The sequence below is a fragment of the Cobetia sp. MC34 genome (assembly GCF_018340035.1).
Lineage (GTDB): Bacteria > Pseudomonadota > Gammaproteobacteria > Pseudomonadales > Halomonadaceae > Cobetia > Cobetia amphilecti.
The window spans coordinates 214,469-230,138 of sequence record NZ_JADPPY010000003.1; the positions used below are offsets into that span (position 1 = coordinate 214,469).

Sequence of the window (15,670 nt, forward strand, 5' to 3'; positions counted from 1 at the left end):
CGTCTTTTTTATGGCGGAAATAGCGCTCATCTCGACTGTTCGGCTCGGTTTGGCGGGGGAATCTGCCAGCCTTGAGATGTCTCGGGAGGGCTGCGTTGTAAAGAAGTCGCTGATATATCGGCTATTGGTCGAGTGAGCGCGCTTGCCGCTGGCAGCGCGCCTCTCGCTGTTCTAGTTTACGTTAACGTCAGTTGCGCTGATCGCAACGATGGAGCGTATCGAGGGCCTGTCGGTGGCGTCTGTTGATGGCGCCTGTGAATAGCGCCTGTTGATGCTGCGTATCGATGACGAGCCGCGATGTTGCGAGCATCCGCGCTGACGAACAGCCCTCATGTCTCTTGGAAGACACAGACCACCGGCTTGCCGGTCAGGACGGAGTACTGACATGCCATCACCGCCCATTCAGGGGTCGCGTGCCAGCGGGGGCGCATCAGCGACAGCCCCGATTCTCGAGACGCGTGGCTTGAGCAAGGATTTTCGGGGTTTCACGGCCGTCGATGACGTCAATCTCCAGGTGCAGGAAGGGCATATCCATGCCCTCATCGGCCCCAATGGCGCCGGCAAGACGACAGTCTTCAATCTGCTGACGCGCTTTCTGCCGGCCACCCGCGGCGAGATTCTCTATCGCGGCAAATCCATCACTCGCATGAAGTCGCATGAGATCGCGCGCCTAGGGTTGGTGCGCTCCTTCCAGATATCGGCGGTGTTTTCCCAGATGACGGTGCTCGAGAACGTGCGGGTCGCCCTGCAGCGCCCCCAGGGCACCTCGTTTCATTTCTGGAAGCCGGAACGCAGCCTCGACAGCCTGAACGAGCAGGCGCTGCATCTGCTGGAGCAGGTAGGGCTGCGCGATGACGCTCACCGTGTGACCGCCAGTCTGCCCTATGGCCGCAAGCGCGCGCTGGAGCTGGCGACCACGCTGGCGCTTGAGCCCACGCTGATGCTGCTGGACGAGCCGACCCAGGGCATGGGCGCCGAGGATGTGGACCGCGTGGTCGAGCTGATTCGTGTCGCGGCGCGGGGCCGTACGGTGCTGATGGTCGAGCACAATCTGAGCGTGGTCAGCCGTCTGTGCGATCGCATCAGCGTGCTGGCGCGCGGCCGGGTGCTGGCGGAAGGCGACTACGCCAGCGTGTCGGCCAATCCTGAGGTGCGTGAAGCGTATCTGGGCAGTGAAGTGCCCGAGTCCACGGCGGATGAGCACAAGGAGGTTTCATGACGGTGGTTATGGAGCAGGCGACGGACAGGCAAGCCTCGGCGGCCAACTCGCCGCTGGGGGAAGAGCAGCTCTGCCTGCGCGAGCTGAACGCTTGGTATGGCGAGTCCCATGTGCTGCATGGCGTCAACATGACGGTGCGGCGCGGCGAGCTGGTGACCTTGCTGGGGCGCAACGGGGCCGGTCGCAGCAGCACGCTGCGCGCGATCATGAACATGGTCGGCCGGCGCAGCGGCGACATCCTCATCAAGGGGCAGGACAGCATGGGGCTGGCGCCGCATCGCATCGCCCACCTCGGTGTCGGCTTCTGCCCCGAGGAGCGTGGCATCTTCGCCAGCCTGAGCGTCGAGGAGAATCTGCTGCTGCCACCGCTGGTCAGGAGCACAGGACATGACCAGAGCCAAGGCCAGGGCCTGTCGCTGGATGAGCTCTATGCGCTGTTCCCCAATCTGCATGAGCGGCGCACCAGTCAGGGCACGCGTCTCTCCGGTGGCGAGCAGCAGATGCTGGCGCTGGCGCGCATCCTGCGCACCGGGGCAGACCTGCTGCTGCTGGATGAGATCACCGAGGGTCTGGCGCCGGTCATCAACCAGAAGCTGGCCGAAGTACTGATGATGCTGAAGGCGCGCGGCATGACCATCGTGCTGGTGGAGCAGAACTTCCGCTTTGCTGCACCGCTGGCCGACCGTCATTACCTGATGGAGCACGGCACCATTCTGGAAGAGATCAGCGCGGCCGAATTGCCGGCCCGCCACGAATATCTGCACAAGGTACTGGGGGTCTGAGCTCCCGCTCGAGCTGAGCTGCACAGGGCTGGCCGCCATGCACGGCCTTTTCACTCGCCAATCTGAAGTCCGTACGTCTCATCACAACAATCACAATATTGCCGGGCAATCCGGTCTGGAGATGTCATGCACGCCACCGCTTCATCCAACGCCACTGCTACATCCAACGCCACCCCTGCCGCGTCACCGTTGTCACGCCGCATCACGGCGGCCACACGCCGGCGCCTGTTGCCGCTGTCCGCGCTCATGATGGGGTCACTGCTGTCGGCAGGAATCGCGCAGGCCGATATCAGCGACGGCGTGATCAAGATCGGCTATCTGGCCGACATGTCGGGCACCTATCGTGACCTGGCCGGCCCGGGCGGTCTCGATGCGCTCAAGATGGCCGTCGAGGACTTCGGCGGCAGCGTCAACGGCATGCCGATCGAGGTATTGAGTGCCGATGACCGCAACAGCGCTGATGTCGGTGCCAATACGGTGCGCGGCTGGATCGATCAGCAGAATGTCGACATGGTCGCCGGGCTGGTGGCCTCATCGGTGAGCATCGCGGTGACGCGGATTCTCGCCGAACAGGACACGCTGGGTATCGTTTCCGGCTCGGCGGCTTCCAGCATCACCAATGAGCATTGCACGTCCAATCATGTCCACTGGGTGTATGACACCTATCCGCTGGCGCACGGCACGGCCAAGGCGATCGTCGATGAAGGCGGCGACAGCTGGTTCCTTTTGACCGCGGACTACGCCTTCGGTCATGCCCTGGAAGGCGATGTGGAAAAGGTGGTGAACGAGAACGGCGGCACCATCGTCGGCAAGGTACGCCATCCTTTCCCGACCAGTGATTTCTCCTCCTACATCCTGCAGGCGCAGGGCTCCGGGGCCAAGATCGTCGGGCTGGCCAATGCCGGGTCGGACACCGTCAATGCGTTGACCACGGCGAGTCAGTTCGGCGTGGTGCAGGCGGGGCAGTCGCTGGCGGGGCTGTTGATCTTCCTCAATGACGTGCATGCCCTGGGGCTTGAGGTGGCGCAGGGGCTGCAGCTCACCACCGGCTGGTACTGGGACCTCAATGACGAGACACGCGCCTGGTCCCAGCGCTATCACGAGCGCAATGAGCGCATGCCGACCATGGTGCAGGCCGGTATCTACTCCAGCACCCTGCATTACCTGAATGCGGTCGCGGCCACCGGCAGCGATGACACCGCCACCGTGCGCGCCAGAATGGGCGAGACGCCGGTCAACGACATGTTCGCCAACAACGGCACCATCCGTGCCGATGGGCGCATGGTGCATGACATGTATCTGGTCAAGGTCAAGGCGCCCTCCGAGTCCCAAGGCGAGTGGGATGTCTATGACGTGATCCGCACCATTCCCGGCGCTGAAGCCTACCGACCGCTGGCGGACAGCCAGTGCGAGCTGGTCAAGGGCTGAAGCCGAACGTCAGTCGAGTCGCTGAGGGGTATGACATGGCGCTGCCGGTCGGATGATCGGCAGCGCCGAGCGGCTGACGCGAATGGGCGCTGAAAAGGAATGTGCGGATGACCATGATTTTTGGAATACCCCTGATGGTGCTGTTCGGTCAGCTGATGCTGGGGCTGATCAACGGTGCCTTCTATGCATTGCTGAGCCTTGGGCTAGCGGTGATCTTCGGTCTGTTGCGCATCATCAACTTCGCGCATGGTGCCCAGTACATGCTGGGCGCCTTCGCGGCGCTGCTGGGAGCGCAATATCTGGGGCTCAACTACTGGACGGCGCTGATCGTGGTGCCGCTGGTGGTAGGGGCCCTGGGCATCGTGGTCGAGCGTCTGCTGCTGCGGCGCATCCAGCATCTTGATCACCTCTATGGCCTGTTGCTGACCTTCGGGCTGGCGCTGATCTTCGAGGGCACGCTGGTGAATCTGTTCGGTGTCTCGGGGTCGAGCTATCCGATCCCCGAGGCGCTGAGTGGCGGCTTCAAGCTGAGCTTCATGTTCCTGCCCACCTACCGCGCCTGGGTGCTGGTGGCGGCGTTGGTGGTCTGCTTCGGAGTCTGGTTCCTGATCGAGCGCACGCGCCTCGGCGCCTATCTGCGCGCGGGAACCGAGAATCCCGAGCTGGTGCAGGCCTTCGGCATCAATGTGCCCTTGATGGTGTCATTGACCTACGGACTCGGCGTGGCGCTTGCCGCCTTCGCCGGCGTGCTGGCCGCGCCCTTGTATCCCGTCTCGCCGACCATGGGCTCGAGCCTGCTGATCGTGGTGTTCGCGGTGGTGGTCATCGGCGGGATGGGCTCGATTCTCGGCGCCATCCTCACCGGGCTTGCGATGGGGCTGATCGAGGGGCTGACCAAGGTGTTCTATCCCGAGGCCGCCAATACCGTGATCTTCGTGGTGATGGTGATGGTGTTGATGCTTCGCCCTGCCGGGCTGTTCGGAAAGGAGGCCTGACATGGCCGTACTGCAACAGGATCACCAGGCCGCGCGTGCAGGCAGCGCGCCGCGCAGAATCACCCCGCTGGGCATGCTGTATCTCGTGCTGTTCCTGCTCGGGTTGCTGGCACCCTGGGTCGCCTATCCCGTCTTTCTGATGAAGATTCTGTGCTTTGCGCTGTTCGCCAGCGCCTTCAATCTGCTGCTCGGCTTCGTGGGGCTGCTGTCCTTCGGGCATGCCGCCTTCCTGGCCACGGGCGCCTATATCACCGGCTTCTTGCTCGCGGAATATCCGGGCCTGAGTCCGGCGCTGGGCATCGTGGCCGGTACGCTCGGCGCGGTAGTGCTGGGGACGCTGTTCGGGGCGCTGGCCATCCGGCGGCAGGGCATCTACTTCGCGATGATCACGCTGGCCCTGGCCCAGATGATGTTCTTCTTCTTCATCCAGGCGCCGTTCACCCACGGAGAAGATGGCCTGCATGGCGTGCCGCGCGGTGAGCTGTTCGGCGTGTTCGATCTGGCGAACAACCACACCCTCTATTACTTCGTGTTCGCGATCTTCGTGGCGGCCTTTGCCCTGATCCGGCGCGTGGTGCATTCCCCCTTCGGTCAGGTGCTGAAGGCCATCCGCGAGAATGAACCGCGCGCCATCTCGCTGGGCTATCACACCGATGCCTACAAGCTGGTGGCCTTCGTGCTGTCGGCGGGGCTGGCAGGCCTGGCGGGAGCGACCAAGACGCTGGTGTTCCAGCTCGCCTCGCTGGGTGATGCCAGCTGGCACATGTCGGGGGAGGTGATCCTGATGACATTGCTGGGCGGCGTCGGCACGCTGCTCGGGCCACTGGTGGGCTCCGGGCTGGTCATCGGGCTGCAGCATCAGTTGGCGCAATCCGCGCTGGGGGATTGGGTCAGCGTGATTCTGGGCGCCATCTTCGTGGTCTGCGTGCTCAGCTTCCGCAGCGGCATCATCGGGGAATGTCAGCGCTGGATCGCGCGTCGTCAGCAGCGGGAAGAAAAATGAGTGGCGAGAAGCGAGAGGGGGGGAAGCAAGACAGTGTGAGTGGCCCATCGTGCTCTGAAGCAAAGAAATCAATGACTTGTCGCTGTCTGCAGGCATAAAAAAAGTCCACCCCAAATAGGATGGACTTAAATGCCATTGTATATCGAGGGGGATACGCCGGTCCCAGATCCTCGACTCAGCAATGAGCACGCCATGCGAGATAGCCGCCATTTGCCATCTCGCTGTATAGATTGCATGCTCGATGCCAGCTTTTCAGTATCCTCAATAAAAACAATGGCTTGAGATGTTGATGCCTGTTTGCGGGCGGTCAGATGGCTCGAGGTGTGCGCGCTGTTGGGCGATTCATGGTGCGTTGCAGCATGGCTGTGCACCAAATATGTGCCGTTTTTCGAGCATATGCGTACGTCATCAATAACTTATGTGGCTTGCGGGTGTGGATAGCGGGTGTGGCTAGCAGGCATCGTCTGCCCGCTGGCACTGTACCTGTACCTCGCCGCCAGCCAGACGCACAGGCCACACCGTCAATGCGAGTGTGTCGTCGTCCAGGCATTGGCCATCACTGAGTCGATAGCGCTGCTTGTAGAGTGGCGAGATCACCAGCGGCTCTCCGGCGTGATCACCCAGCAGGCCGCGGGCAATCACGTTGGCGCCTGACACCGGATCATGATGGTCGATGGCGAACAGTGTGAGGTCATCGCTATCGGCTGTGGCCGGCAGCGTGAACAGGGCGATCTGGCAGGCCTGGCCGTCCGCCTCAAGCCAGGCGGCCACGCCGGAGCCCGGCACCAGGTCCTCGCGCTGGCAGAGTGTCACCCAGCGTAGCGGCGTCTGTGCCGCGGCAGAGGTGTCCTGTGTTGTAAAGGACGGGCTGGAGAGCGGATCGGTAGATGTCGTGGCGAGTGCAGGCGATGTCATGAGCGTACCTCCGTGGCCAGGTGGGTCGTTGACTGAGGTTGGTGTTCTGCCACTGCTTCGCGGGCGCCACCGTCGCTGATGATCAGATTGCCACTGACCAGTTCATCGCGGCTGGCGGGGCGAATCTGGTCGCGCTCGACGATATTGACCACGTCAGGGTCCGGGCGCTGGTCATTCACGTAGCTGCGGAAGCGCTTGAGTTTCTCGGGGCTCTTGAGCGCATTGGCCCATTCGCATTCGTAGCGGTCCACCACCTGCTGCATCTGTTCTTCGAGGGTCTCACCAAGCCCCAGACTGTCCTCGAGAATCACCTCTTTCAGATAGTCGAGGCCGCCTTCGAGGCCCTCGCGCCAGACGGAGGTGCGCTGCAGGCGGTCGGCGGTGCGGATGTAGAACATCAGGAAGCGGTCGATGGTGCGGATCAGGCTCTCGTCATCCAGGTCGGTCGCGAACAGCTCGGCATGACGCGGGCGCATGCCGCCGTTGCCGCAGACGTAGAGGTTCCAGCCGTTCTCGGTGGCGATCACGCCGACATCCTTGCTCTGGGCCTCGGCGCATTCACGGGTACAGCCGGAGACGGCGAACTTGAGCTTGTGCGGTGAACGCAGGCCCTTGTAGCGGTCTTCCAGCGTCAGCGCCATCGCCATGCTGTCCTGTACGCCATAGCGACACCAGGTGCTGCCGATGCAGGATTTCACCGTGCGGGTGGACTTGCCGTAGGCGTGGCCGGTCTCGAAGCCGGCGGCGATCAGCTCACTCCAGATGTCCGGCAGTTCATGCAGCTGGGCCCCGAAGAGGTCGATGCGCTGACCGCCGGTGATCTTGGTATAGAGGTTGTAACGCTTGCCGATCTCGCCGATGGCGATCAGCTTGTCCGGCGTGATCTCGCCGCCGGGGATGCGCGGCACTACGGAATAGGTGCCGTTCTTCTGCATGTTGGCCATGAAGGTGTCATTGGTGTCCTGCAGCGGAATGTGCGAGGACTCGGTGATCGGCGCGTTCCAGCACGAGGCCAGAATCGAGCCCACCGCCGGCTTGCAGATCTCGCAGCCCAGGGCGTCCGGATGGCGGCCGTGGCTGGCCATCAGCTCGGCGAAGGTCTCGATGCCTTCGACGCGCACCAGCGAGTAGAGCTCCTGACGCGTGTGCGCGAAGTGCTCGCACAGTGAGCGGTCGACCTCGACGCCACGACTTTCCAGCTCGGCATCCACCACCTTCTTGAGCAGCGCCGCACAGCCCCCGCAGCCGGTGCTGGCCTTGGTGCAGGCCTTGATGGCGCCCAGGTCACTGTTGCCGGCATCGATGGCACTGCAGACATCGCCCTTGGAGACGTTGTGGCAGGAGCACAGCGTGGCGCTGTCGGGCAGGGCATCCGCGCCCAGCGTGATGGCTTCGCCACTGGCATCCGGCAGGATGAGTGCCGCCGGGTCCTTGGGCGCCGCGATGCCATTGGTGACGTACTGCAGCAAGGTGTCGTAGCGTGAGTTGTCGCCGATCAGCACCGCGCCCAGCACCTGCTTGCGGTCCTGCGAGACGATCAGGCGGCGATAGACACCGTCGGCCTCGTCACAGTAGCGATAGCTGATCGCGCCCTCGCTCTTGCCATGGGCGTCGCCGATGGAACCGACATCCACGCCCAGCAGCTTGAGCTTGGTGGACATGTCGGCACCCTGGAAGCGGAAGCTCTCCTGAGAGGCGCTTGCCGCATCGCCAGCGCTGGCGGCCAGCAGGGACGCCACGCCGCGTGCCATCTGATAGCCCGGCGCGACCAGCCCGAAGATGCGCGATTGCCACAGAGCGCACTCGCCGATGGCGAAGATTTCCGGGTCCGAGGTGCGACATTCATCATCGATGATGATGCCGCCGCGCTCGCCGATCTCGAGGCTGGCGCTGCGTGCCAGCGCATCCTGAGGGCGGATGCCGGCGGAGAACACGATCAGGTCGGTCTCCAGATATTCGCCATCGGCGAAGTTCATCCGCCACTGATGGTGCTCGCCGGGCACGATGTCGGTGGTGGCGCGATTGAGGTGCACCCCCACGCCCAGCGCAGTGATGTGTTGCTTGAGCGCAAGGCCGCCATCCTCATCCAGCTGCACCGGCATCAGGCGTGGCGCGAATTCGACGACATGCGCTTCCAGGCCGAGTGACTTGAGGGCATTGGCGGCTTCCAGCCCCAGCAGGCCACCGCCGACCACCACGCCATGTGTCTTGCCATCGGCCGCAGCGCGAATCTGATCAAGGTCCTCCAGGGTGCGGTAGACCAGACGATTGCTGGCGGCGGCCTCGCTTCCCGGCTCACCGAGGCCCTGGATGGGCGGCACGAAGGGGGTCGAGCCGGTCGCCAGCACCAGGCTGTCGTAGGGGTAGCGCCCGCGCGAGGTGATGACATGGCCGCCATCGCGGTCGATGGCGGTGACGCACTCGTCGAGATGCAGGGTGACGCCCGCCTTGCGGTAGTCGTCGGCGGTGCCGAGCGCGAGTGATTCGGCATCACGCCCGGTGAAATACTCCGAGAGATGCACGCGGTCGTAGGCGATGTGGCGTTCTTCGCCGAAGACATGAATCTGGTAGTGCGCGGTGGCGCCCAGTGCGATCAGCTGCTCGACGCAGTGATGGCCAACCATGCCATTGCCGATGATGATCAGGTGTTTCATGCGGCCTCCTCGAAGGTGTCAGGGGTGTTGTCGGTCTTGTCGGTCTTGTTTGTGGTGTCGCGATCACGATGCTGGTCTGTCATGTCTTGAGTGCCCGGCTTGCCACTGGGGTCATCGGGCGCCGTCGGCGGGCCGTCCTGGGTCAGTCCTGCCAGGGCTTCTGCCGGCATCAGCAGGAGGTCTTCGCGAATCCTGGTCAGTGGTGTGCCGGCCTTGAGCGCTTCGAACAGGGCGTTGCCGGCACTGACGTCGCCGTAGAGCACCACGCCGACCAGGCGCTCCTCGCGCAGCAGCAGTCGGCGGTAGTCGCCCAGGGCGTGGTCCTGATAGACCAGCACCTCGTCATTCGGCTGGGGGGCAAGCTCGCCGCAGCTATAGAGGTCGATGCCGCTGACCTTGAGGCGCGTCGCCAGTGGCGCATTGCGATAGGGCGGAGTCGGTTGCGCGAGAAGCTGGCGGGCGAGCACTTCGATCTGCGCCCAGATGGGCTCGATCAGGCCGAAGGTCTCGCCAGCCACCTCACAGCATTCGCCCAGCGCATGAATGTGCGGATCGCTCGTGAGCAGATGGCCATCGACCTGGATGGCGCGCTGACAGGCCAGCCCTGAAGCACGCGCAAGCTCGATTTCGGGGCGAATGCCGGTGGCGGCGATGGTCAGTCCGGCGTGAAGTTCGCGGCCATCCTTGAGGCGCACGCCGCTGATGCGGCCCGCCGGGGACTCGAGCCACTCTTCGAGGTGCGCGCCAGTGATGATGTCGAGGCCACGCTCGCGAAGTTCCTGCTCCAGCAGTCCGGCCGCGACCTGATCCAGCTGACGGTTCATCAGGCGCTCGCTGCGCTGCAGCAGCGTCACCTCAAGGCCACCCTTGCGCAGGCCCTCGGCGGCCTCGAGCCCGAGCAACCCGCCGCCGATGACCAGTGCGCCGGTGCCCGCCTGCCGTCCGGCAAGGCAGGCGGCCTGCATCTGCTCGACATCCTTCAGATCGCGAAAGCCCATCAGTCCCGGCGGCCAGTCATTGGCGCACGACGCCTTTGGCAGGTGAGCGGGCAGAGGCAGGGGTAACGCCGGGCGTGAGCCGGTCGCGATCACCAGCCGCTGATAGGGGATGCGGCCACCGCTGGCGGTCTCGACACAGCGGGCGGCGCGATCGATCTGGCTGACGGGGTCGCCGCTGATCCGTGTGATGCCGTGCCGCGAGAACCAGTCGGCCTGCTGGCTGATAAGGCCGTCGGTTTGTGTCTCACCGGCCAATAGCGGCGAGAGCTGAATGCGGTTGTAGGGGAGGTGGGGCTCCTCGCCGATCACCGTGACCGGCCAGGGCAGCTGCTGATCAGGGCTCAGCGAGACCAGCTGTTCCAGCAGCTTCTGTGCCGCCATGCCGTGGCCGATGATGACCAGTGCTGGCGTAGGCTCGCGGGTGGTAGATGACGGATGCATTCTGCCTCCTTGCGCTGACGTTCTGGACGCATAAAAAAAGCGCCTGCTTGCCGCCGTGATGATCACGACGTCAAGCAGGCGCCTTTGCCTGGAAGATGAGGGCTAAGCATTGGATAGCGAGTTGCAGCGTCAGGTGACGATGTCGCTGTCACCTGCAACTGCGGCAGGTCTGGCGGACCGTTGGCTGCTGCATGTCACTCATCGGAGTGATGCGCTGCGAGACCTGCGATTCGGGGTCTTCATTGACCCAACCTGCCGATACTCAGGCGAATTCGGTGCCGCTTCAGAGAAAGTCGCTATTTTTCATTTACTTGCAGTTGAAGATGCTCGAGGCGAGGTCCTGGCATGGTCGAGCCGGTCGCGGTTGCGGGAGGCGTCAAGGCAGGGATTGGTGCAGTCGCATGCGCTGATGCACATGGCTGGTGCGTCAGCGGTGCCTGGCGCTGGCCGTCTCGCGCTGTTCGCCTCCTGCTTCGGTAGCTTATGACGGCCAAGTGATTGTTATTTCTGATGATTGGTCAGGGTTGGTCTGTTAAGTGCGTCTGTCAGGTCATTGGTGTGATACCTGATTGAGGGTTCGCGTCTCCGCAAGCTTCACTGTTGCGAGACTCGCGAACCGGCCAACGGCGGCTCTTCAATCATGCACGCCATGTCGACGTCTCGAAGACGAGATTGCGCACCCATCGGCATGACGAGACCGTATCCACTGTCAGTCTGCAGGGCAGACCAGGACTGACAACGACAGGCAAAGGCGCCTGATGACCGCACATTACGTGGCGGGTCATCAGGCGCCTTTTTTCATGCTTACTGCACCAGGGAGTGATGTCGATGCAGGCCAGCAAGCCCCAGAGCACAAGTGAGTCTTCCTCCTGCAGCGCCTCGACGACCTGCCCGTATTGCGGTGTCGGGTGTGGCGTATCGCTTGAGCTGGAAACCCAGGTGCAGGAGGGCGGTGAGCTCAAGCGCAGGATCACCGCCGTCAGCGGCGATAACGACCATCCGGCCAATTACGGGCGTCTGTGCGTCAAGGGGTCTGCGCTTGCCGAGACACTGTCACCCAGCGGCCGTCTGACACGGCCTCAGATACGCGACGCCGCAGGCGTGCTGCGAGAGGTGAGCTGGGATACGGCGCTGGAGCTGATCGCCGCTCGCTTCGGTGAGCTGCGCAGCACCCATGGTGGGGACAGCATCGCCGCCTATCTGTCGGGGCAGCTGTTGACCGAGGACTATTACCTCGCCAACAAGCTGTTCAAGGGCTTCATCGGTACGCCGCACCTGGATACCAATTCGCGGCTGTGCATGGCCTCGGCGGTCGTGGCGCACAAGCGTGCCTTCGGGGCAGACGCCGTGCCTTGCAGCTATGAGGATCTCGAGCGTGCCGAGCTGGTGGTGCTGGTCGGCAGCAATCTGGCCTGGAATCACCCGGTGCTGTTCCAGCGTCTCAAGCAGGCGCGTATCGACAATCCGCTGCTGCGTATCGTGGTGATCGACCCGCGCCTGACCGACAGCTGCGAGATCGCGGACCTGTATCTGGGCATTCGCCCCGGCAGCGACGCGCGCCTCTTCAATGGCTTGCTGGCCTATATGGCCGAGCGCGGACGCACCGATCGCCTCTATCTGGAGGCCCACACCCAGGGTTTCGATGCGGCACTCAAGCAGGCAAAGCGTGACGACTGCTCGCTTTCCGCGATTGCGCGGGATTGCGATATCGATGTGGAGCGTCTCGAGACCTTCTATTACTGGTTCGCCACCCAGCTGCACGTGGTCACGCTCTTCTCCCAGGGCGTGAATCAATCGACCAGTGGCACCGACAAGGGCAATGCGATCATCAATTGCCATCTGGCGGGCGGCAAGATCGGGCTACCGGGCGCGGGGCCGTTCTCCATCACCGGGCAGCCCAATGCAATGGGCGGTCGCGAAGTCGGTGGGCTGGCGAACCAGCTGGCGGCACATATGGATTACGACACGCCGGGCGCGCGGGCGCTGGTCAGCGAGTTCTGGAAGGCGCCGAATCTGCCTGAGGGGCCTGGTCACAAGGCCGTCGAGCTGTTCGCGGCGCTGGGGCGTGGCGAGATCAAGGCGCTGTGGATCATGGCGACCAACCCGGCGGTGAGCCTGCCGGATAGCGCGCGAGTGCGTGCGGCGCTGGCGGCCTGCCCACTGGTGATCGTCTCCGAGTGCATGGCCGACAGTGACACCCTGGCGTACGCCGATGTGGTGCTGCCGGCCAGCAGCTGGAGCGAGAAGGATGGCACCGTCACCAACTCCGAGCGCTGCATCTCGCGCCAGCGTGGCCTGCTCACTCCGCCGGGTGAGGCGCGTCATGACTGGTGGCAGCTGGCGGAGGTCGGCAAGCGCATGGGCTATCAGGAGGCTTTCGACTACTCGGGGCCCCACGCGATCTTTCGTGAGCACGCTCGTCTTTCGGGGTTTCGCAATTCTGCGCCGCGTCTCAAGGCCGGTCGCAAGCCATCGGCGACTTCCTCGGTCAAGCGGCTGTTCAACATCGCGGCGCTGGCGGAGCTGGATCGCGCGGGTTACGACGCGCTCAAGCCGATCCAGTGGCCGGTACACCGCGGGGACAAGGGCGAGCTGATCGGCACGCCGCGCCTGTTCGAGGATGCCACCTTCAACACCCCCAATGGGCGCGCCCGCCTGGTGCCCGTGGTACCGCAATTGCCACAACAGACGCTGAGCGATGCGGCGCCGCTGCGCCTCAATACCGGACGTATCCGTGATCAGTGGCACACCATGACGCGCACCGCGCGCAGTGCTCGCCTGATGAATCATCGTGCCGAGCCTTTCGTGGAGCTTCATCCGCAGGATGCGGCGGCTCGCGATTTGCAGGATGGCGGTCTCGCGCAGCTCAAGGGGCGCGATGAGCAGGGCGGGCTGCGTGGAGATTATCGGGCTCGCGTCCGCATCAGCAGTGGTCAGCGTCGCGGGGAGGTATTCATTCCGATGCACTGGAGCGACCACTTCGCGAGTCACGCTCGGGCCGGTGCGCTGCTGGCGGGGCTCGTCGATCCCTTCTCCGGACAGCCGGAATCCAAGCATGGCGCGGTCGAGGTCGCGCCATTGCCATGCGAGTGGCAGGCCACTCTGTTGATTACCCCCTCCATCCTGGCCGGGCGTGAGGATCTGGTGGATGCCGTGGCCCAGCTCGACGGGCGCTACTGGGCGCGTATTCCGCAATCGGCATTGGTGCGCTACCAGCTGGCAGGTCAGGGCCAGCCGGATTGGCAGCATTGGTGCGAAAGCCATCTGGGTGTCCCGGCGGGGCTCTGGGCACAGGACGCCGCTCAGGGCGGCATCAGCGCAGCGGGCTTTCGTGATGGACGCCTTGTCTGGTGGCTGAAGGTGATGCCGGGTGACGCACGCCTCGATCGCCAACCCAATATCGCCTGGCTGGGCGAATGCTTCGCATCAGAGCAGCTCTCCGCGCATGAGCGGCGCAGCCTGCTGGCCGGCCGTCTCTCCGGGCAGGCGGATGTCGGGGCGATGGTCTGCGCCTGTCATCAGGTCGGCGAGCTGACCATTCGTCAGGCCATCCAGTCCGGTGACGGTTCCGTGGAAGCACTGGGCGCGCGACTGGCCTGCGGCACTCGCTGCGGTTCCTGCCTGCCTGAACTCAAACGTCTTGTGGAAGAGGAGCGATCCGATGAGCGGACTGATTCGTTGGAAATGGCGTGACCTGATGTCGGTATCCAGCAGTGCAGAGTCTCTCGGGATTCTCATGTCGCGGCTGACCGATGGCCTGATGTCGCGGCGCGAGTGGAGTGGCGAGAATCGGCATGTGCCAGCGCGCAGCGATGCCAACGGGATTTCTCCCGCCTGGGAGGCGTTTCTTCCGGGCCAGGTCGCGCTGGTGGGCGCGGGGCCGGGGGATCCGGACCTGATGACGCTCAAGGCTTGGCGAATGCTGAATGCCGCGGATGCGGTGGTCTATGACCGCCTGGTCGGCGATGAGATTCTCGCTCAGCTACCGGTGCACTGTGAGCGCTACTACGTTGGCAAGGCTTGCGGCAATCATAGCGTGCCGCAGGATGAGATCGGCGCGCTGATGGTGCGCCTGGCGGGGGAGGGCATGCGAGTCGTGCGCCTCAAGGGCGGTGACCCCGGTGTCTTCGGTCGCATGGGGGAAGAGCTGGCGGCCCTCGATGATGCCGCCATCCCGCGGCATATCGTGCCGGGCATCACCGCGGCTTCCGGTGCGGCCGCTGCTCTGGGGATGCCATTGACGGACAGGGCGCATGCACAGCGCCTGCGTTTCGTGACCGCTCAGCTCTGCAGCAAGAGCGAGCAACCTGAATGGCAGCAGCTGGCGCGTCGTGATGAAACGCTTCTCTTCTATATGGGACTCAATCGTCTCGAGGTGATCTGTGATGAGTTGCAGCGTCATGGGCTGCCGGCGGACTGGCCGATAATGCTGGTCGCCAATGCCAGCCTTCCCGAGCAGCAGACACTGCACGGCTCGCTCGGCAATATGGTGAGTCGTCTGGCCGAGCATCCATTGCCGACACCGTGCCTGATCATCGTGGGCAGTGTCTGCCAGATGGCGGCGGGGCGAGAGAGTGCGCTGGCCGATGCTGTCGCGCATGCAGCGGCTCACATGTCTTGCAGGGAAGCTTTTGAAGAAGCTTGTTGAGGGGGAGAATGGAAGGTGCGCTTGATGGGGCGGCGCTGGAAGCACCGGTAGAAGGAAGTGTCTGTATAGAGGGCTCCCATCTTGAACCCATTATAGATGTCGTCCTGTTGGCGCTAGATAAGTGCATAGGCCCGTTTTGCACTGTTTTGGACATTGTGGCCAAAAAGCCCTTGCCCTCACGGCGGTTCGTGCGTAAAGTACGCATCCGCTGCCGGGGACGCATGGCGTTGCCAGCGGTGAAAGAGGTTTGCAGGTGATTGTTTTGCTTGATGTTTTTGAAGTCCGCTTCGATATCATCGATTGACAATCCCGGGCGATTCGCTAGAATACGCCGCACTCCTTACGGAACAGGTGATCGAGCAATGCTCCTCACCGCTTGATGATGCTTAGAGGCAGTCGACTGACTCATCATCAAGTGTTTGACTTCTCAAGCGTTCCAAGTAGAATGTGCCTCCTCGCTTAACAGCGACGCTCTTTAAAAATTTGATCAGGTAATTCGTGTGAGCGCTTGCCGATGAGTGGTGACAAGGTCACCAAATATCGGAGCAAGCCTCTCACGAGAAGTTTGACTCTGAACCAAGTTTGGT

10 protein-coding genes are annotated in these 15,670 nt (G+C 63.4%); 7 read left to right on the forward strand and 3 right to left on the reverse strand.

All coding sequences use genetic code 11. The features are described from left to right. Positions 1-385: 385 nt before the first annotated feature. The 5 genes from IZU87_RS03115 to IZU87_RS03135 all read left to right on the forward strand — a co-directional run bounded on the left by IZU87_RS03115 (position 386) and on the right by IZU87_RS03135 (position 5,427). Entirely contained in the window at positions 386-1,219 is an 834-nt protein-coding gene (locus tag IZU87_RS03115; protein WP_213113643.1) for an ABC transporter ATP-binding protein, read from the forward strand. 8 nt (positions 1,220-1,227) lie between these two features. Continuing rightward, positions 1,228-2,001: an ABC transporter ATP-binding protein gene (locus IZU87_RS03120; RefSeq protein WP_474373301.1), complete on the forward strand. Its 774-nt coding sequence runs from the start codon at positions 1,228-1,230 to the stop codon at positions 1,999-2,001. A gap of 246 nt (positions 2,002-2,247) precedes the next feature. Then, the gene (locus IZU87_RS03125; protein WP_213113660.1) at positions 2,248-3,429 is read left to right on the forward strand and encodes an ABC transporter substrate-binding protein; all 1,182 of its coding nucleotides are present in this window, start codon (positions 2,248-2,250) and stop codon (positions 3,427-3,429) included. Between the two features lie 107 nt (positions 3,430-3,536). After that, positions 3,537-4,424, forward strand: coding sequence for a branched-chain amino acid ABC transporter permease (locus tag IZU87_RS03130; protein WP_043334657.1), 888 nt, complete (start codon positions 3,537-3,539; stop codon positions 4,422-4,424). Positions 4,425-4,497: 73 nt separating this feature from the next. Then, on the forward strand, positions 4,498-5,427 hold the full coding sequence (locus IZU87_RS03135; RefSeq protein ID WP_199852415.1) for a branched-chain amino acid ABC transporter permease: 930 nt from the start codon (positions 4,498-4,500) through the stop codon (positions 5,425-5,427). Positions 5,428-5,877: 450 nt separating this feature from the next. On the opposite strand, the gene nirD is transcribed toward IZU87_RS03135, so the two are convergent. From nirD to IZU87_RS03150, 3 genes are read right to left on the reverse strand one after another with little or no spacing between them, the layout of a single operon-like run. Then, positions 5,878-6,342 (reverse strand): nitrite reductase small subunit NirD, encoded by a 465-nt coding sequence (nirD, locus tag IZU87_RS03140; RefSeq protein WP_213113645.1) that lies wholly within the window; start codon positions 6,340-6,342, stop codon positions 5,878-5,880. Next, positions 6,339-8,996 (reverse strand): nitrite reductase large subunit NirB, encoded by a 2,658-nt coding sequence (gene nirB, locus IZU87_RS03145; protein ID WP_213113646.1) that lies wholly within the window; start codon positions 8,994-8,996, stop codon positions 6,339-6,341. Before nirB ends, nirD begins: the two co-directional genes overlap by 4 nt. Further along, entirely contained in the window at positions 8,993-10,435 is a 1,443-nt protein-coding gene (locus IZU87_RS03150) for an NAD(P)/FAD-dependent oxidoreductase (RefSeq protein WP_213113647.1), read from the reverse strand. Before IZU87_RS03150 ends, nirB begins: the two co-directional genes overlap by 4 nt. 828 nt (positions 10,436-11,263) lie before the next feature. Between IZU87_RS03150 and IZU87_RS03155 the strand changes: the two genes are divergently transcribed. Next, positions 11,264-14,128, forward strand: a complete 2,865-nt coding sequence (locus tag IZU87_RS03155; protein ID WP_213113648.1) for a nitrate reductase — start codon at positions 11,264-11,266, stop codon at positions 14,126-14,128. Beyond that, positions 14,097-15,083: a uroporphyrinogen-III C-methyltransferase gene (gene cobA / locus IZU87_RS03160; RefSeq protein WP_249330406.1), complete on the forward strand. Its 987-nt coding sequence runs from the start codon at positions 14,097-14,099 to the stop codon at positions 15,081-15,083. The genes IZU87_RS03155 and cobA overlap by 32 nt, the downstream gene beginning before the upstream one ends. Positions 15,084-15,670: the final 587 nt, after the last annotated feature.